This window comes from Bacillus sp. MD-5, assembly GCF_002201875.1.
Lineage (GTDB): Bacteria > Bacillota > Bacilli > Bacillales > Bacillaceae > Bacillus > Bacillus stercoris.
Genome location: NZ_CP021911.1, coordinates 2,398,530 through 2,415,826, shown reverse-complemented (window position 1 = coordinate 2,415,826; position 17,297 = coordinate 2,398,530). Strand labels below are relative to the sequence as shown.

Sequence of the window (17,297 nt, the reverse complement as noted above, 5' to 3'; positions counted from 1 at the left end):
ATAGAAACATGTATTTCTTTCAAATGAAATGCATAAAATAAAAAAAGACCCGGTTGCCGCCGGGTCAGTATAAATGTTGGCCCATCAAGAGGGCTGGCTTAACAACTTCATGAAAGTATTTAGGATAGACTTTACCCTTTAACTTTGCCGAGCTCAAGGGGTGGGTCTATTTCTTCTTTATATAAGTCAACAGGGCAATTATAAATGACCCGAAAGCAAGCATAAGCATCAATGCTTGAAATGTTGACACGTGCATCACCCCCTTTCATGAGGGAGTGAGCCAGACCGCCCTTGAGATGTTGAAAGCCAATATTCATTTATACTAAACCATATTGTACCATAACACTTTCATAATCCGAGGGTTTTTAATAAAAGAAAAAGGGTTAAGGGGCTTCTATGATCAGGTCATTTTGAACTCATAGATAAAAAAAGTAACAAATAAAAGATACAAATAATTATATAATCAATATATATTCATGTTATAATGGTGCCAAGCAAAAGTATTGCAACTACTGGCGTAAGCTTATAGTTGGTACCACATTACCACAATACAACTTGTTAATGTGTGTTACTTTCATGAGAAATGCATAAAATATAAAAGCCAGAGTGTTGCAGCACTCTAGCTTTTAAAGAAACTACCCTTTAATAGGAGGGTCCTCGTGTAGACACTTTTCCTTTACAGTAATGTAAATAGGATGAGTGTCTTTTTTTCTAAGCATGAATAATAATGTTAAAAGAGATAGTACCCATGTCATAATCCCGCCTATTAAATTGGCAAAGCCGATCATGACCATTAAAGATTCATAGGTCGACATAATTTCACCTCCTTTCATATTCGGAGGATAAGCTAAGGTAGCTTCAAGAATCTATTATACATGAATTATATGGAAAGCACATTCAAAAAGTATGAATGTGCTTTTTTTATTGTCCAAAACTAAAAAGTAAAAGGAGCTAATAAACATGAGTGAAAAACATAATGAAAAAGTATACGATCTTTCATTCTTTATGCCAGGACAAACAATCGAAGCTGAAGAAGTTGAAGTACCTATCTCAAAGCGGTTTGTGGACAAGCAAGGAAAGGTGATTCCGTTTGTATTCAAAGCTATTACCACAGAACGCATTGACGAACTTGAGAAAGAGAATACGACTTACAAGAATGTAAAAGGCCGCGGCCGTGTAAAGGAGTTGGACAGCCAACGCTTTTATGCTCGGATTGCGGTTGAAACGACTGTTTATCCAAACTTTAAAGCTAAGGAACTGCGTGAGGCTTACAAAACAGAAGATCCAGTGGAAGTCGCAAAACGTGTTCTTTCAGTCGGTGGTGAGTATGCTAACTGGCTGAACAAAGCAATTGAAATCAACGGCTTTGATGATGATCTCGAAGACCTTGAAGAAGCGGCAAAAAACTAGTAAAGGACGGGGACAAAGAGGCTGTATATCTTTATTACGCGATGCATGAGCTCAAATACGCCCCGTCAGAATTAAGAGAACTATATGAGGCTCCGAAAGAATTCAAGGCGCTCTTATATGGGTTAATCGGTTATAAGCTTGAGCTGTTAGAAAAAGAAGCGAAGAAGGGAGGTAATTAACTATGGCTAAACTAACAGCCACGTTTGAATTACATGATAAGATTTCCCGCAAGCTTCGAATGATACAAGGCAATGCTGAAAGACTTAAGACGGCCGCTAATGGCCCTCTTATTTTTGAGGCTGAAGACCGGACTGAGAGAGTTATGCAGCGAATTGACCGATCAGCCAACCGTTTGACGGCTCGGGCTCGATTGCTTGAAGTGGATTTAGATGATCGAGTTTCGAATGGCTTACATTCTATACGCCAGCAAGCAGAGGATCTTACCGAGGGCAGCCATGAGGTGACAGTTTCCGTAAATGATCAAGCTACACCACGTTTTCGCTTAATCCGTGGAGGTCTCTCTGATTTGAATCGCTCGCACGCTGAGCCAACTGTTTCAGTTCATGATCATGCTTCAAACCAATTAGATGAGATCCGTCGTCATGTGTCCGATGTAGATAGCGAACATGCTGAGCCAACTGTTTCTATTAAGGATAGAGCTTCAGCGGCTCTAGATGCAATTGAAGCGAGAATAGACAGCTTGAAGGATGCTACCATTACTCTGGCAGTTGCAGGTGGTTTTTCTGCAGGTTCAATTATGGGTTCAGGTAAAAGTACAATGTCTCAGGATGCTTATGTGTCAGCAACTGCAAACGTTAATAAGAAAGATGTTGCAAGAATGACGGATCAGATCTATTTCAACAATAAATCGGGCAGTTCTCGGGAAGAAGTCAGTTTATCTCTAAGAAACTTATCGCAACAGACAGGGGCGTCTAAAAAAGCTCTTGCTGAATTGACTGAGTCGTCAAGTAAGATTGCCCAGCTTATGAATGCTGATCAGGCTGAGGTAGATCGTGCTTTCAGTTCAATGTATAACAACTTGAAATTGTCTGGAAAACAAAGCGGAGACTTAATTGCTTATGTATATCGGAATGCCGGTGACCAAGCTGACGATTTATTGGATACGATGAATGAATACAGTTCCACCTTTAAAGACTTGAAGCTCACAGGCGGCCAGATTGCAAACGCCATGATAAAAGGAACAAAGGGTGGCGCCAGAAACTTCGATAACCTAGCCGATAGTATGCGTGAGTTTAACATCCGCCGAACCGAAATGTCTGATAGTCAAGTGGACGCATTTAAAACGCTGTTCGGAGCCAAGGAAACTAAGAAAATGTTCAAGGGCTTCAAAGATGGTTCAATAAGCGGAGAGGAAAGTTTATTTAGGGTGGCAAAAGCACTTTCTAAAGTGAAAGACAAAACAAAGAGGGCTGCTATTGCGACTGAGCTTATTGGAACACAATATGAAGATCTTAAGCAGCCTATTTTAGATATGGCTGAGGGTATTGGTACAAGTGCCAAAACAAGCGGAGAATTGGAACGCAGCTTTACGAAACTTCGGGATAATAACCCGATGACACCGGTTAATGATGCCATGAGAGATTTTGAAAGCATATCTAAGGATATGGGAACCTCTCTGCTAACTGGATTAGGGCCAGCCTTTGATAAAATCAGCTCGTTCATTAACAGTAAAGAAGGTCAGGAAAAACTTAAAGAGATCAAAAAAGATATTGCCGATCTTGGTGAGGAGATAGGTGATAAGTTAAACGTAGCCATTGAGTGGAGCGTCAACCATTGGGATGATTTGAAAACAGCAATTAAAGTTGTGATCCCTTCTTTAATTGGGTTGATTGGTTATTTGAAAATACTACGTCCGTTGTTAAAAGGCATAGGTACTGTCGGAAGTGATGCAGCAGGCGTAATCCGAAAGCTAATTCCAAAACGTACTCCTGAAGCTGCCGCTAACACGCGAAGTGAAAGGAGGAACAGAAACAGTAATCGTAATCCCAGCACTAGGAGCAGAGAATCCAAAACTGCCACAAGTCCAACGAGTTTACCTCGAAGCGGCAGCTTAACATGTTGCTGTTGTAGCGATGTAGGTAAAAATGATCGCATTCGTGGAAGACGAGGGAAAAGAGTTTTAGGTCGACACGGTAATCCAAACCGAATGAGCCCTTCTGACAGTTCAAGTGTTGTGTCATCTGAACGGTTGGAGAGAAGGCGTTCCGGTAGAACTGCAGGTACTAATCCAACCAGAGGATCAAGACCAGCAATAATCACTACGAGATCAGAGCTATACTCAGCTGGTAGAGCTGCAGGCGGTACATCGAAGTTCGGAAAAGTCTTAAGTCCTCTGAAAAGTGTTGGCAAGTTAGCAAAGGGAGTCCCTCTATTAGGAACAGCGTTAGCAGCAACAGATTTAATTGGGATGAATAAAGACAATGTTGGTGAAAAAATTGGATCAGCTGGCGGTGGTCTTGCTGGAGCGGCTACAGGAGCAGCTATTGGCAGCGTTATTCCTGGAGTGGGAACAGCCATTGGTGGAATAGTTGGTGGTATAGCCGGCACCATGGGTGGCTCAAGTTTAGGTAAAGCGTTTGATGGTTCAGAAGTAAAGAAGAAACTAGACAGTACATTATTTGATCAAAAATGGTGGTCTGAAAAATGGTCAGGCATTAAGAGTAATGCGAAGACTTCTCTCAATGGGTTAAGTGATACATGGTCTAATGTAAAAGAAAAGGTGAAGTCTACTTTATTTAATAGTGAATGGTGGTCTGATAGGTGGTCTGGCGTTAAAAGCTGGGCACAGGACAAATGGAATAGTGCATCATCTGTTTGGGAGTCCGTAAAGGGAAAAATAAAATCCACTTTGTTTAGTGAGAAGTGGTGGTCAGGAAAATGGGAAAGCGTAAAAAGTTGGGCTCAAAGTAAGTGGGACAGCGCGTCTTCTGTTTGGCAATCTGTTAAAGGAAAACTGAAATCCACTTTATTTAGCGAGAAGTGGTGGTCAGGAAAATGGGAAAGTGTAAAAAGCTGGTCCAAAAATAAATGGGACAATGCTAAATCAATATGGAAAAGTGTTAAGAGTTCCATCTCAGAAACCCTTTTTAGTAAGAAGTGGTGGTCTGAAAAGTGGCAAAGTGTAAAGGAATTGGGAAGCAGTATTTTAGGTGGAGTAAAAGAAGTCGGTGGTAAAGTAGCTTCAAGTGCGAAAAAAACTGCTGGTAAAGCGTGGGGATATGTGAAGAGTGGCGTAAATTATTTATTTGGTACGGGAAAAGAAAAGCCAAAGAAACATGCTACTGGTGGTTACATTACGAAGCCAACAATATCTTGGATTGGTGAAGCTGGTAAAGAATTCGTTATCCCTGTTGAGAATAATAAAGGTCGCGGCAAAATGCTCCTTTCTCAAGCTGCTTCGAAATTAGGGATGAGTGTGGTTGATGATATAGCGTCTGCTTCATCTGCAGGAGGTGAACCGGCAACTTCCCCGCTAGTCCGTAGTGCGGCGGTGACTGCTTCTGTATCTCCTATTATTGACACATCCAGTCTTGATGAACAAGCAACATCATTTGGTCAACAGTTCACGAAGAGCTTTGATCAAGGAATTGGAGATAATGTTGTTTCTATGGAATCTTGGAAACAGAAAAACGTTGGACAGCCAATGAACAATTTAATCTCTTATTCTCCGAATTACGGAAAGCAAGTGGTCAATGGATATGCTAAAGGTCAGAACAGCACTTCGACCGGTACAGATGGCTTCTTGCAGACAAAGGTTAAAACACCATTTCAGAACACCGTAAATAAATCCTCTTCATGGGGAAGTGGAACGGTCAAAGGTTTTGCTTCCGGACAAAATAGTTCTCAAACTGGTACTGATCAATACGTCAGCACTCATATTAACAAGCCGTTTATCCGTTCTAAAGAATCATCAAACGGATGGGGAAGCGGCATGATCGGTAATTTTGTTTCAGGCATGACTTCTAAGACAAGTGAAGTCCATGAGGCTGCCAAGGAACTGGCGAAAAAAGTTGAGAAGGCATTTCGTGAAGAGCTAGATATTCATTCACCTTCCCGTGTCATGATGAGTCTCGGGCGTTTTGCCTCTATAGGTATTGTAAAAGGTCTGGATTCTGTTGATGTAAAAAAGTTTGCTGAAAAACAAGCAGGCTCACTAGCTGCCGCTTATTCTGGAATGGGCGCAGTAAGCGGAAATGTGAAGCAATGGCTCATGGCTGCTATCATGGCTACAAAGACACCGATGAGCTGGCTTCCAGGGCTGATGACAATTGCTCAGCATGAGTCAGGCGGTAATCCGAAGGCAATCAACTTATGGGATAGTAATGCGAAAGCAGGACATCCATCTCAGGGGCTCATGCAGACAATCCCAAGTACCTTCAACGCACACAAATTGCCGGGAATGAATAATATTCTTAACCCGATACACAACGCTGCTGCTGCGATTGGCTATATCAAAAGCAGATATGGATCAATTAATAATGTACCAGGCATTAGAAGCATGAGGCACGGAGGTCCATATGTTGGCTACGCTAACGGAGGACTTATTACCAAAGAGCAGATTGCACGTGTCGGTGAAGGAAACAAAAGGGAATGGATCATCCCAGAGGAGAGAGGTATCCGTGGACGTTATTTATTAGCCCAAGCAGCTAAGGCACTCGGAATGGAAGTTACAGACCCATCTCAAAAAGGTCAAACTGAATTATCTTCCGGTCAGGTAAAAGCAGCTACAACAGGCAGTCAGCAAACAACTGTTACAGCATCAGGAGGTAAAGAGGTTATTATTCAATTTAATGGCGATCAGCATTTTCACAATGACCAAGACATGAACGGTCTTATAGCTAAGATTAAGCAGACCCTTATTGATGAGCTTGAACAGGATATCAACATTGGAACGAAGGGAGTCGTTGCTTTTGACTAAATCCGTATATGAATTCTGGATTTCCCAAGGGAAGGACAAGCTGCGGCTTCCTGTCCTTCCTGAACAAATTGATATATCCAACACAATTCAAAATGAATCAGTAAAAGTGGCCAGTTTTGGGGAGATCACTTTTATAGATAAACCGGGAGCGAAAGAGATTTCGTTCTCTTCTTTTTTTCCAAAGAAACACAGCCCGCTTGCTGAGTATAAGGGATTTCCTTCTCCTGAAAATGCTATTGCAAAGGTCGAGAAATGGGTGAAATCTAAAAAGCCGGTTCAATTCTTGATTACTGGAACGAAAATTAATTTAACTTGCAGTATTGAGGTTTTTTCTTATAGCGAGGGCCAAAAAGATATAGGTGATCGTGATTATGAAATCAAACTGAAGGAATACAAAACTGCTTCGCCGCGGAAGATCAAGCAGAAGAAAAAGACGAAGAAGAAGCGGCCATCTAAATCAGCTCCTAAAACATACACCGTTAAAAAAGGTGATACACTGTGGGACCTTGCCGGCAAATTTTATGGAGACAGTACAAAATGGCGCAAGATTTGGAACGTCAATAAAAAGGCTATGATCAAACGAAGTAAACGAAATATAAGACAGCCAGGACACTGGATCTTTCCTGGGCAAAAATTAAAGATACCGCAGTAAGCAGGTGATGACAATGATAGAACTTTTCGTCATTAAAGAAACGGAATGGCTTGAGCTGGTAACTGAAAGTGTTTCACTCGAAGGACAACGGTATCAGGCGCCGCGATCAATCACGGCAAAGATCATAACGAAACAAGGAACCCATTCATATTACAGCGTATCAGAAGGAGATACGGTTCTGTTTAAGTGGAAAGGGAAAGAGCTGTTTCGAGGTATTGTGTTTTCTCGCAATCCGGAAGAACATGGGCTGACCTTTACGGCTTATGACATGCTGCAATATCTGGTTAAGAACAAAGATGTTTATGTGTTCTCCAATAAGCGTGCAGACGAGATTATCAAGCGCCTGACAAGAGATTTTCAAATCCCAACGACATCCATTGCAAATACGGGTTACACCATTAAATCATTAGTGTTTAAAGATGATACGAGTCTTTATGACATGATTCTGAAAGCCTTGAAACAAACGAAGAGCCAAACCGGAAGAAATTATCAATTATATTCGGCGAAGGGGAAGCTCGGCCTTCGCGCTTGGCCTGATCCGTCAGAAGTATGGGTGCTAGAGACGGGTGTGAACATCATCGGCTATCAATACAGCACTTCAATTAATGACACGGCCACAAAAGTAAAGCTGCGGCGTCAGAAAGACAATAAAACATACACGGCTACCGCAAGCGACAACTCAGGCATCAGTAAATATGGTGTGCTTCAGTATGTCGAAACGGTTTCCGATAACATTAACCAGGCGCAGCTTCAGGAGCGTGCGAAAGTCAAACAGGCACAGAAAAAAGGCGTCAAAAAAGAACTCAAAAGTATTCAAGCGATTGGGATTCCGGATCTTCAAAGTGGTTTGCCCGTCTATATTTCAATTCCGGAAGTTGGGGTTAAGAAGACGTACTGGATCGATACAGATAAACACGAATTTAAAGGATCGACACACACGATGACCATTGATGTGGTTGAGAAAAATTCTATCCCTGATGGTGTTTCCTCATGAGATTAAGTGAAGCAATCAAACATTTGGCTGTCGGTGCAGTTGATTCTGAGTCACCGGTGGATATTATGCCGGCTGAAGTGGTTTCCGTTTCTCCGGTTGAAATTAAACTCAATGAAAATGAAAAGCTAATTATTCCGTCTGATTTGATTATTATTCCTAAACGGCTGCGCGGTGGAGGAGATGAAGAACTAAAGATGGGTGAGAATGTGATGGTTGTCTCCTTAAAAGGCGGACAATCTTTTTTTATTCTCGACAGAATATAGGAGGTGTTTGGAATGGCTTTGTCTCCGGAAATCGATTTTGAGGATATAGAAGATGACAGCGAAGTCATAGAGACCTCGCAAACCTACAAAATAGATTTTCAAAATGGCCGTATCACAAATGAAATCATTACAGGCCTTGAAGCGATCAAGCAGTTTGTATATTTGTCTCTCCATACTGAGCGATACGCATATTCTGTTTACAGTCATGACATTGGAAATGAGCTTCAAGACGTGCTGGCGGATAACGAAACAACAGACGCATATAAGAAAATGGAGATCCCTCGGCTGATAGAGGAAGCACTAATCTATGACGACCGAATTTCTGCTGTTACAGATTTTGAAATAGAAAAACAAGGCGAATCGTTCCGTGTCTCCTTTACAGTCGAGACTGACGAAGGAACATTGGAGATCAAGGAGGTGCTTGGCGAAGATGTTTGAAGATCAAACCTTTGAAGTGATTATGGACCGTATGTTAGACAGCATTTCAGCGGACATTGATACAAGGGAAGGAAGCGTGATTTATAACGCGTTAGCTCCTGCAGCCGCAGAATTGGCCAAGTCTTATATTTGGCTCGATACTGTACTGGAACTTGTCTTCTCGGACACAGCACAAGGAGAATTTTTAGATCGTCGGGCTACTGAAGCTGGCATCGAGCGAACGGCTGCCACGAAAGCAGTCCGGGCAGCGGAGTTTACTGAAGGAGTAACCATTCCAGTGGGTTCCCGCTTTTTTGTAGATAACCTGTATTTCCAATACACAGCTGACGGGACGTTGGAATGTGAAACAGCGGGGGAAGCGGGGAACGCAAATATTTCCGGCCAGAATCTATTGTCATTAGACACCATACCAGGACTCCAAAAAGCGATCGTGAAAGAGATTCTAATCCCTGGTCGAGAAGAGGAGGATGATGACAGTTTAAGAGCTAGATATTTTACCCGCGTGCGTCGGGAAGCTGTCAGTGCCAATAAAGCTCACTATAAACAATGGGCTGAAGAAGTAGACGGAGTAGGGAAGGTAAAGGTCTTTCCGCTTTGGAACGGGGACGGTACAGTCAAAATTGTCGTGACCAATGCTAACTTGGAACCTGCTTCCGATATTTTAATATCAAAGGTGAAAAACTATATTGATCCTGAACCCGGACAAGGTGAGGGACAAGCGCCAATAGGTGCCTTTGTCACAGTGGAGAGTGCGGTATGGAAAGAGGTTGAGATTTCAGCCGAGGTACTTCCCGAGATCAATAACTCTATCGATCAGGTAAAGCAAGAAATTGAATCAGGTGTTTTAAATCTTTTTAAAAAGATTGCCTTTGAAGATAACGTCATCCGTTTATCGCAGATTAATAATATCGTCTACAATTCACCTTCAGTAAGTGATTACGCAGATATTAAAATCAACGGCGTGGCCGAAAATTTGGTTCTGAGTGATGTCGAAATCCCTAAATTGGGGCAGGTGAACATCATTGAGCAAACTCGATGAAATGACTGCTTACCTGCCGCCGTTTCTTACCAAATTAAAGGAAATGGCTGAACTTCTTAAAGCGGAAGCTCCGGAATTTGAGAAGCAAAATAACAGTATCTTTGATCTGACAGATCAGCTGTTTGTTACTACGGCAACCTGGGGGCTTGAACGATGGGAAAAGATTTTGAACGTAATGCGGGAATCAGTTGACACCGATGAGATCCGCCGATTGCGTCTAATCTCTAAAATGTCCAACATACCCCCCGCAACATATAGGGCCATTGAATACGCGTTGAACCGGTTCCTGAAAAATCCGTCAGCTCAGGTTCGGCTGCTTCCCGGAGAGTACCGTTTTAAGGTTGATATTGATATAGATGATATGCAGCATATGAGCGAGCTCATAGAAACATTGGAGAATATGAAGCCAGCTCATTTGGCATATACCTTGCGAGCTGCTTTGAATGAGCCACTCCAAATAAAAGATACTGTCATTTTGAATAACAGAAGGTATCGAAAAGCAAGTGAGCTAAAGGTAGGTTATTCCGTCACGCTCAATAATAACGAGGTGGTCCTTGTATGATTACACAGCTTTATAGAGAGCGTACAGCTGCAGATTTGAAAAATAGAATATCGAAAGTGCTGCTGAATGGAAATGAAACAGAAATTGTGGAACTCACCATTCACGGTGCGGTTGTCACGGTACTTACTCAACGAGAGGAAGATATCAAACATATTAAGAGTGTGCAGATCCTTGATGAACAAAACAACGTAATTACGGAAAGAACAACAGATTTAGACGTCAGTAATAATAGAACGCTAGATTTTAGGATTACTTTCGAGGTGGTGTAGCAAATGGCTTATGATGCAAAAACAAATTGGCTTCCGGATGATCCGATAAATGAAGATGATGTAAACCGTTGGGAGAAAGGCATTCAAGACGCGCATAAAGATTTAGCTGTACATAAAAATGATATGAACAACCCTCACAATACAACAAAGGCGCAAATCGGGCTAGGGAACGTAGATAATGTACAGCAAGCTTCGAAAAAAGAATTTGAAGAGCATCATAATGATTTACAACGGCACATAACACCAGTAGAGCGGGAGAATTGGAATGCAAAAGAAACAACTGCCGGAGCTCAGGAAAAAGCTGATAAGGCTTTATCGGATGCAAAATATTACGTAGATACCAACTACAAAAATAACAATCTGACATTAATTACTGGTGACAATGCTATTCAAGATGCTAGAAAGGGAGGGGAAGAATATCCTTTAGGACTGACCTTAATGGACATTGGTCAGGGCAATACTACAGGGTACCCTTTGAGTTATGGCATTGTCAAAAATGAAAAATATAATAATTACCGATTTACGCAATACTTTTATGGGACAGGAAATGAGTCTGGGACTTACTACTACAGTACAGGAGTTTGGATTAGGCACTGGTGGAGTGGTTCAGGCTGGACAAAATGGGAGAAAATATCGGGTTTTGCTCATGCAAATGTGGGAACTACAGGCATTCAATACTTAAAAAAAGTTGACCATACTAAAATAGCTTTCAATAGAATAATCAAGGACAGTCACAATGCTTTTGACATTAAAAATAACAGGTTTATTGCACCGAATGATGGAATGTATTTGGTTGGTTCAGGAATTTATGTGATAAACTCTCCTTCTTATATTAACCTTCATTTAAAAGTTTATTTAAATGGAAAAAAATACAAAACGCTACATCATATTCGAGGGTATTATGAAAATAGAGATAATGAAATGTACCTCGGTTTAAATGGTAATGCAACTGTCCCAATGAACAAAGGTGATTACTTAGAAATCTGGTGTTATTGTAATTACGTAGGAAATGGTCAAAGGGGCGTGGACGATAAGGATGGATCGTTTAACTTTATTGACATACAGGAATTAGGCGGGAGAAATTATCCAAGATTTTAGGAGGTAACGATGAATATAGGTGAAGCTATTCTTTTTAAATACCCAACAGCTGATCCCACAAAGGATTTTATTGTCCAGAATAATGGTGACGGAACTCCCTCATATATAGCAGAGTGGAATATTAGGGCACCTATACCAACGGAAGCAGAGTTAAAAACTTGGTGGGAAGAGCTTCAGAGTACATCTGCATATGAACCACCAGTTCAAGTGGATCTACTTGCAAGAGAGTTATCTCAGGAGAAGCTAGCCCGTAAACAGTTTGAAGAATTAAACCAAACTTTGGGAAGCGAGCTCTCAAAAATAAAGTTGCAACTGCTTACTCTACAAGGAGGGAAAGATTCATGAATTATTGGATTTGGGCTTTACATTATGACTGGGCTACTCCTGAAATGGTGAAACAGGCAATTCATTATAAAGATTGCTCGCCTGAGGATTTACAAAAAGGGGTAGAGAAAAAACTCATTACAGCTGAACAGTATAAAGAGATCACAGGAGAAGCCATTTAGGGCTTTTTTATTTTTCCTTAAAGGAGGTGGTTCCGTTGTAAACCCATGCTCACCACTAATGATCTACAATAGCAAGGAGGATTTATAATGGCATCATATAGTTTTCAATTTTCAACAGATGCAACTGGTAAGCCGGGGGCAGCCAAGCCATACAGAGAAGGAAACAGAGATTTTGTTGTGCCGGTAGCTTCAATCTCCGGTAATTCAGAGCTGCTGACGAACGCAGTTTTAAAAGCCACTGAAGTCTACACGCAATATGGACAAGATCGATTAGGTCAGGTTTTAATTTCAAAAGTAAAAGGTCACGCTTATTCTGATCGTGAAGGAACCTTATTCATCGAAGAAAGTAATGATATGAATACATGGACCACTGTCTCTTCATTGGTAGTTAAAGCAAATACGCTTGGCGAGACTGAATGGATTCATTTAACTAAACGCTATTTCCGTTTCAGATACGCAAATGGTAACCTGCAGCAATCTGAATTTTTACTATACCAGTCACTGGGCGCAGGTGAAGAGGATATAAACATTAACCACACTGTTCCTATTACAGCAGTTGCTCCGTTGTCAGTCCAGTTAGATAAAAACGGTTTAACTAATGATGGTCGTTTAAAAGTTCAAACTGAAGGCTTGAACCTTAGCTCATTAGACACTCAAGCAAAAACAATGGATATTGTCTTTCACGATAAAACAGAAACCATAGGTGAGGGTAACCCATTCACCGTTGGATCATTTAAAACGTTACTCATTGAGGTTTATGGAACGGCTGAGACAAGTGAATTGAAGTTCTGGGGTAAATCCTTATCGGGAACAAAAAGAGCCCTTAGAGGGCAGAAAGTGGATGACGGAAACTTTGCCACTAGCACAAAAGGGAAATCAGAAGCTTGGTCTTTTAACATTACTGGCTTTAAAGAAATTGTTATGGAGCTTACAGCTTTAACAAATGGAAACTTTTCAGTTAGAGGGACGGCCGTCTCATAAGATCTGGCTGTCCTTTTTTATTTGCCTCGGAGGAGGTGATTAGAAATGGAGGAGACAAGTTTGTTTATCAATTTTGAAACATTAGATTTAGCAAGAGTATATTTATTTGGAGGGGTGAAGTACCTTGATTTACTTCTAGTACTTAGCATAATTGACGTTTTAACAGGAGTAATTAAGGCATGGAAATTCAAGAAACTACGAAGCCGAAGCGCATGGTTTGGCTATGTCCGCAAACTACTCAATTTCTTTGCGGTCATTTTAGCAAACGTTATTGATACAGTACTCAATTTGAACGGTGTTTTAACCTTTGGTACCGTTCTTTTTTATATTGCTAATGAAGGCTTATCAATAACTGAAAATTTAGCACAGATCGGTGTTAAAATCCCTTCAACGATAACAGATCGATTACAAACAATTGAGAACGAAAAAGAACAGAGTAAGAGTAACGCAGACAAAGCTGCTGGCTAAGCCAGTGGCTTTTTTTATTACACAGACAGAAGGAGAGAGGATATATGGCCATTAAAGTTGTAGAGAATCTAGTATCTAAATCAAAGTATGGATTGAAATGTCCTAACCCTATGAAAGCTGAATATATCACTATTCATAACACTGCGAATGATGCTTCAGCAGCCAATGAGATTTCTTACATGAAGAATAACTCTAGCTCAACAAGTTTTCACTTTGCAGTAGACGATAAACAAGTCATTCAAGGAATTCCAACTAATAGAAATGCATGGCACACAGGAGATGGAACTAATGGTACGGGGAATCGAAAGTCGATTGGTGTCGAAATTTGTTACAGCAAGTCAGGAGGGGCACGATATAAGGCAGCGGAAAAACTCGCTATTAAGTTTGTGGCACAGCTACTTAAAGAACGTGGATGGGGCGTTGATCGTGTGCGTAAGCACCAAGACTGGAACGATAAGTATTGCCCGCACCGCATTTTGTCAGAGGGTCGATGGGATGAAGTAAAAGCCGCTATCGCTGATGAATTAAGAAAAATCGGAGGCAAAAGCTCAGCGTCTTCAGGCGGCTCTTCAGGATCCGGAACAACATATACAGTGAAAAAAGGTGATACTCTTTCTGCAATAGCAAAAGAGCACGGAGTGAGTGTGGCAAATCTTCAGAGCTGGAATAACATTAAAGACCCGAATAAAATTACAGTTGGCCAAAAGTTGAAATTAAAAGGATCCAGTTCATCCAGCAGCACTAAAACAAGCGGCAAAAAGACATCGTACCCGCTTCCTTCCGGAATTATTAAAGTGACAAGTCCGATGACGAAAGGAACAAACGTCAGACAAGTTCAAAATGCTCTTGCTGCTCTTTATTTCTACCCGGATAAAGGAGCGAAGAATGACGGCATTGACGGCGTGTACGGCCCGAAAACAGCAAACGCGGTCAAACGGTTCCAGTCAGTAAATGGCCTGACTGCTGATGGCATTTATGGACCTAAGACAAAAGCGAAAATTGAAGAGAAATTGAAATAAAAAGCATTCTGACTATGCACTTAATTACGGAAAGAGAATAAAATAAAAAGGGGTATCAATACCCCTTTTTGCTTTTAATATAAAGTCAAACTACCGTTCCAAGTTTGTCCGATTTTAGCTCCAATCGTAAATCCTTTAATGTCTATACCGAGAACCATAGCCCCTACAACCTTAATTTTTGCAGTATCATTAGTTGTTTTCTTTTTAGTAATGTTATAGCTCTTCCCAGTTTGTTTCCACCAAGCTACGTTAAGGCCAGTAACATAAGAGTTAATACCTGACACTTTGGTGAACTGAGGCTTTTTATTTACAAATTTATATTGATAATTAAACGCGATATTTTTCCAGCAAGCCATCCCTGTCATACCCCAACCTGTAAAAGGCGCCCACCAATTGATAACATGTGAGTCACTCACTTGTGGTTTTATTAGGGGAGTATCTTCACTAACGTTAATAGTCTCTTCAAACTCTTGTGGTTATTGGGCATCTTTAATAAACTCTTCAAAATCCTGAACTGAGTCAAACTTCAAAAAATCCTTTTTAGATACACTTGAAAATTCTTCACTTGAGACATCCACTAATTCAAAACCAAGGTCCTTTTGTAACTCTTCCACTTGGTTCCTTGTTTCAGCAATCTCTTTTGTTGTGGATTCTGCGTTGGCTGAAGCAAAAGGTACCAAAGCCAAGCCAAGGGCAATGACTAAGACTAAAATCCTTTTCATACTTTCAACCTCCATTCAATTTAGTTCTTACAAACCAATTAAAACATATGAAAGTCCCTAAATCCATAAAAAACCAAAAGATTTATATTTTTCAATAAATTTATTTATTTGGATATGTTATAATTGCCGGGTAACATATAAGGGGAAGGGAGTGATTGCATGAAAAACCGATTGAAAAAATACAAGTTAGGTTTGATAAGCTTTCTAGTTCCACTTATTTCGATTTTTGTAATACCCTATGAGAAGGTTTCAGAATTGGGGTATGCTCTCGGTTTCCCTATTCAATTTGTGATTTATCGTAGTTATGATGGATTTGTAGGAAATAGGTTTTTGTTATTTACTCCAACAGAATTTATAAAGACAGAGTTTAACGTTGTTAATTATTTAATCGCCGTTCTGATGGTTTATGTATTACTAAGGATCATCAAAAAAGTGATAACAGGGTTGAAAGCAACAAAACACAATCCTATTGAGGAAAGATAAAATTATTATCCTCAATAAGCCCAACTCAATATGAGAAGGGCTTTTTTAAATAATCCATATTTTCTTTTCTTTATCCCATGAAACAGCACCTTTGCGGATCAGGCTTTTTGTAGCCTCGCGTATTTCTTGTTCGCTTTTCCCGGTCTTTCTTTTTCATTAGCAACTCTTTCTGCAGTTGGCCTATCAATGAAACTAGAAGAGGCACGTATCTTCTTGTTTTTCTGTAGTCTCTGTAATAACTTTTCATCAGTCTTACCGATATGTCTATCAATTAGCGCTAATTCTCACCAGGTGAGTTATCTCGTGATCCCAGAAAACTACGGACGGATTCTCTTTGTTCAGACGATAATCGAAGCAGATTTCATTGCCAAACACGTCATCAGCAATCGGTATTACTTTATCTGGCATTCTGCCGTCTCGATAACGATTAGAAACGTTAACTATATATGACTCACTTTCTTTATGGAAGCTATGTAAGTATCCGAATGCAATTTTTTCCCTATCTTCAAGATCAAAAGTTTCAGAAGAGGGGGTAGCGCCAGAATAAATTTTGACATATTCTAAATAATCTTTTGGGAACTTTACTTGTAACAGGTTTTCTACTTCAATAATTTCCTCGTTACTAACAGGATGCTCTCCGAAATCCCATTCAACCATATGGTATATCCGCCTCGATATGTAAAACCCTTCTTTATGTAAGAAGGGTTTTAATTTTATTCAACCTTTAAATATATCTGGAATCTTATCTCGCCATATTAATAGCAATTCTCTAAATTGATCGGTTTCAATTGAGTTTTCATAGGGTTCTTCTACCCTAAAAGAGTTTTCAACAATTGTCACATCTTTCTTGATGAGCACACTTGTAGCATTTAACTCAATCTATATCCCTTCTGAAACCTTCTCAATGTAATCTATATACTCGTTGGCTTGTTCTTCTGTAGCGATGTTTTCAATGAAATCAGAGAAAATACTGATTTCTTCTGGCAATACTATTCCTACATCACCAAATGGATCTTCTTCAAATTTGTATGGATATTTCATATGTTATTTCCCTTAAAGCTTATTATTTATATAACGGATATGAAGTTTTATTTATACCTTAATATCATACTTTTCCTTAATTCTTTTCATGTAGTTCTCTACCTCGGGTTTATTTTCTGGGTGTCGTTCTACATATTCCCTAACAAATTCATTTAAATATTTATAGAAATTTTCGTAATCTAATATGACTTCTTCATCTTCCTCGACTGCTGGGTAATCGAAATAAAAAGCTATACCCTCATCTCCAAAATAATCTTCTTCCCACTCTTCGTAGTCATCAGCAAATACACACCAGACATTCTCTATTCCATAACCCTCTCCGTTGGAGAATTTCTCTAAAATGCGTAAAAAACGTTCATCACCCATAACTTGAAAAAAATAGTTGATTAAGTCTTTGTTTTTATTATCCATTT

At 40.2% G+C, this 17,297-nt stretch carries 24 protein-coding genes and 1 pseudogene; 17 read left to right on the top strand and 8 right to left on the bottom strand.

Translation table 11 applies throughout. The annotated features are described in order from the left end of the window. Positions 1-166 precede the first annotated feature (166 nt). Positions 167-256 (bottom strand): type I toxin-antitoxin system toxin BsrH, encoded by a 90-nt coding sequence (gene bsrH / locus CDO84_RS21415; protein WP_075058862.1) that lies wholly within the window; start codon positions 254-256, stop codon positions 167-169. A gap of 379 nt (positions 257-635) precedes the next feature. Next, positions 636-815: a type I toxin-antitoxin system toxin TxpA gene (txpA, locus tag CDO84_RS12140; RefSeq protein WP_024122157.1), complete on the bottom strand. Its 180-nt coding sequence runs from the start codon at positions 813-815 to the stop codon at positions 636-638. 145 nt (positions 816-960) lie between these two features. On the opposite strand from txpA, the gene CDO84_RS12135 reads away from it, so the two are divergent. From CDO84_RS12135 to CDO84_RS12060, 16 genes are all read left to right on the top strand, one after another. After that, entirely contained in the window at positions 961-1,410 is a 450-nt protein-coding gene (locus CDO84_RS12135) for a phage tail assembly chaperone (protein WP_024122156.1), read from the top strand. Positions 1,411-1,451: 41 nt separating this feature from the next. After that, complete coding sequence (locus tag CDO84_RS12130) at positions 1,452-1,589, top strand: hypothetical protein (RefSeq protein WP_021480099.1); 138 nt, start codon at positions 1,452-1,454, stop codon at positions 1,587-1,589. Between the two features lie 2 nt (positions 1,590-1,591). After that, entirely contained in the window at positions 1,592-6,349 is a 4,758-nt protein-coding gene (locus tag CDO84_RS12125) for a phage tail tape measure protein (protein WP_040082442.1), read from the top strand. Continuing rightward, positions 6,342-7,001, top strand: coding sequence for a LysM peptidoglycan-binding domain-containing protein (locus CDO84_RS12120; protein ID WP_019715086.1), 660 nt, complete (start codon positions 6,342-6,344; stop codon positions 6,999-7,001). The genes CDO84_RS12125 and CDO84_RS12120 overlap by 8 nt, the downstream gene beginning before the upstream one ends. A 13-nt stretch (positions 7,002-7,014) precedes the next feature. Beyond that, positions 7,015-7,995, top strand: a complete 981-nt coding sequence (locus CDO84_RS12115; protein WP_040082444.1) for an XkdQ/YqbQ family protein — start codon at positions 7,015-7,017, stop codon at positions 7,993-7,995. Further along, the gene (locus CDO84_RS12110) at positions 7,992-8,258 is read left to right on the top strand and encodes a DUF2577 family protein (protein ID WP_040082446.1); all 267 of its coding nucleotides are present in this window, start codon (positions 7,992-7,994) and stop codon (positions 8,256-8,258) included. The genes CDO84_RS12115 and CDO84_RS12110 overlap by 4 nt, the downstream gene beginning before the upstream one ends. Positions 8,259-8,270: 12 nt before the next feature. Beyond that, positions 8,271-8,696, top strand: a complete 426-nt coding sequence (locus CDO84_RS12105) for a DUF2634 domain-containing protein (protein ID WP_040082447.1) — start codon at positions 8,271-8,273, stop codon at positions 8,694-8,696. Then, positions 8,689-9,735, top strand: a complete 1,047-nt coding sequence (locus CDO84_RS12100; protein WP_040082448.1) for a baseplate J/gp47 family protein — start codon at positions 8,689-8,691, stop codon at positions 9,733-9,735. Before CDO84_RS12105 ends, CDO84_RS12100 begins: the two co-directional genes overlap by 8 nt. Next, positions 9,719-10,297 (top strand): putative phage tail protein, encoded by a 579-nt coding sequence (locus CDO84_RS12095; protein WP_040082450.1) that lies wholly within the window; start codon positions 9,719-9,721, stop codon positions 10,295-10,297. The genes CDO84_RS12100 and CDO84_RS12095 overlap by 17 nt, the downstream gene beginning before the upstream one ends. Then, positions 10,294-10,566: a hypothetical protein gene (locus CDO84_RS12090; protein ID WP_040082452.1), complete on the top strand. Its 273-nt coding sequence runs from the start codon at positions 10,294-10,296 to the stop codon at positions 10,564-10,566. Before CDO84_RS12095 ends, CDO84_RS12090 begins: the two co-directional genes overlap by 4 nt. Before the next feature lie 3 nt (positions 10,567-10,569). After that, a complete protein-coding gene (locus tag CDO84_RS12085; RefSeq protein ID WP_040082454.1) occupies positions 10,570-11,664 on the top strand; it encodes a hypothetical protein in 1,095 nt (364 codons plus the stop codon). 9 nt (positions 11,665-11,673) lie between these two features. Next, positions 11,674-12,009 (top strand): XkdW family protein, encoded by a 336-nt coding sequence (locus CDO84_RS12080; protein WP_040082456.1) that lies wholly within the window; start codon positions 11,674-11,676, stop codon positions 12,007-12,009. Then, entirely contained in the window at positions 12,006-12,170 is a 165-nt protein-coding gene (locus CDO84_RS12075; RefSeq protein WP_040082457.1) for an XkdX family protein, read from the top strand. The genes CDO84_RS12080 and CDO84_RS12075 overlap by 4 nt, the downstream gene beginning before the upstream one ends. Before the next feature lie 87 nt (positions 12,171-12,257). Next, complete coding sequence (gene xepA, locus CDO84_RS12070) at positions 12,258-13,151, top strand: phage-like element PBSX protein XepA (RefSeq protein ID WP_040082458.1); 894 nt, start codon at positions 12,258-12,260, stop codon at positions 13,149-13,151. A gap of 45 nt (positions 13,152-13,196) precedes the next feature. Further along, positions 13,197-13,619, top strand: a complete 423-nt coding sequence (locus CDO84_RS12065) for a phage holin family protein (RefSeq protein WP_040082459.1) — start codon at positions 13,197-13,199, stop codon at positions 13,617-13,619. Between the two features lie 44 nt (positions 13,620-13,663). Continuing rightward, positions 13,664-14,638, top strand: a complete 975-nt coding sequence (locus tag CDO84_RS12060) for an N-acetylmuramoyl-L-alanine amidase (RefSeq protein WP_040082461.1) — start codon at positions 13,664-13,666, stop codon at positions 14,636-14,638. Positions 14,639-14,712: 74 nt separating this feature from the next. On the opposite strand, the gene CDO84_RS21700 is transcribed toward CDO84_RS12060, so the two are convergent. Both CDO84_RS21700 and CDO84_RS21695 read right to left on the bottom strand, forming a co-directional pair. Further along, a complete protein-coding gene (locus CDO84_RS21700) occupies positions 14,713-14,994 on the bottom strand; it encodes a hypothetical protein (protein WP_231560762.1) in 282 nt (93 codons plus the stop codon). Between the two features lie 120 nt (positions 14,995-15,114). Beyond that, positions 15,115-15,360: a hypothetical protein gene (locus tag CDO84_RS21695; RefSeq protein ID WP_231560763.1), complete on the bottom strand. Its 246-nt coding sequence runs from the start codon at positions 15,358-15,360 to the stop codon at positions 15,115-15,117. A 159-nt stretch (positions 15,361-15,519) separates the two neighbouring features. Here CDO84_RS21695 and CDO84_RS12050 point away from each other — a divergent pair, with 159 nt between their 5' ends. Then, the gene (locus CDO84_RS12050; protein WP_039076474.1) at positions 15,520-15,843 is read left to right on the top strand and encodes a hypothetical protein; all 324 of its coding nucleotides are present in this window, start codon (positions 15,520-15,522) and stop codon (positions 15,841-15,843) included. Between the two features lie 98 nt (positions 15,844-15,941). Here CDO84_RS12050 and CDO84_RS21585 read toward each other — a convergent pair whose 3' ends face one another. The 4 genes and pseudogenes from CDO84_RS21585 to cdiI form a co-directional block, all read right to left on the bottom strand. After that, positions 15,942-16,103: an RNase A-like domain-containing protein gene (locus tag CDO84_RS21585; RefSeq protein ID WP_223497694.1), complete on the bottom strand. Its 162-nt coding sequence runs from the start codon at positions 16,101-16,103 to the stop codon at positions 15,942-15,944. A 7-nt stretch (positions 16,104-16,110) separates the two neighbouring features. Continuing rightward, a complete protein-coding gene (locus tag CDO84_RS12040) occupies positions 16,111-16,500 on the bottom strand; it encodes an SMI1/KNR4 family protein (RefSeq protein ID WP_052438144.1) in 390 nt (129 codons plus the stop codon). Positions 16,501-16,560: 60 nt separating this feature from the next. After that, a pseudogene (locus tag CDO84_RS12035) lies at positions 16,561-16,884 on the bottom strand (tRNA-Val4). Positions 16,885-16,935: 51 nt separating this feature from the next. Further along, complete coding sequence (gene cdiI, locus CDO84_RS12030) at positions 16,936-17,295, bottom strand: ribonuclease toxin immunity protein CdiI (protein ID WP_040082462.1); 360 nt, start codon at positions 17,293-17,295, stop codon at positions 16,936-16,938. Positions 17,296-17,297 lie beyond the last annotated feature (2 nt).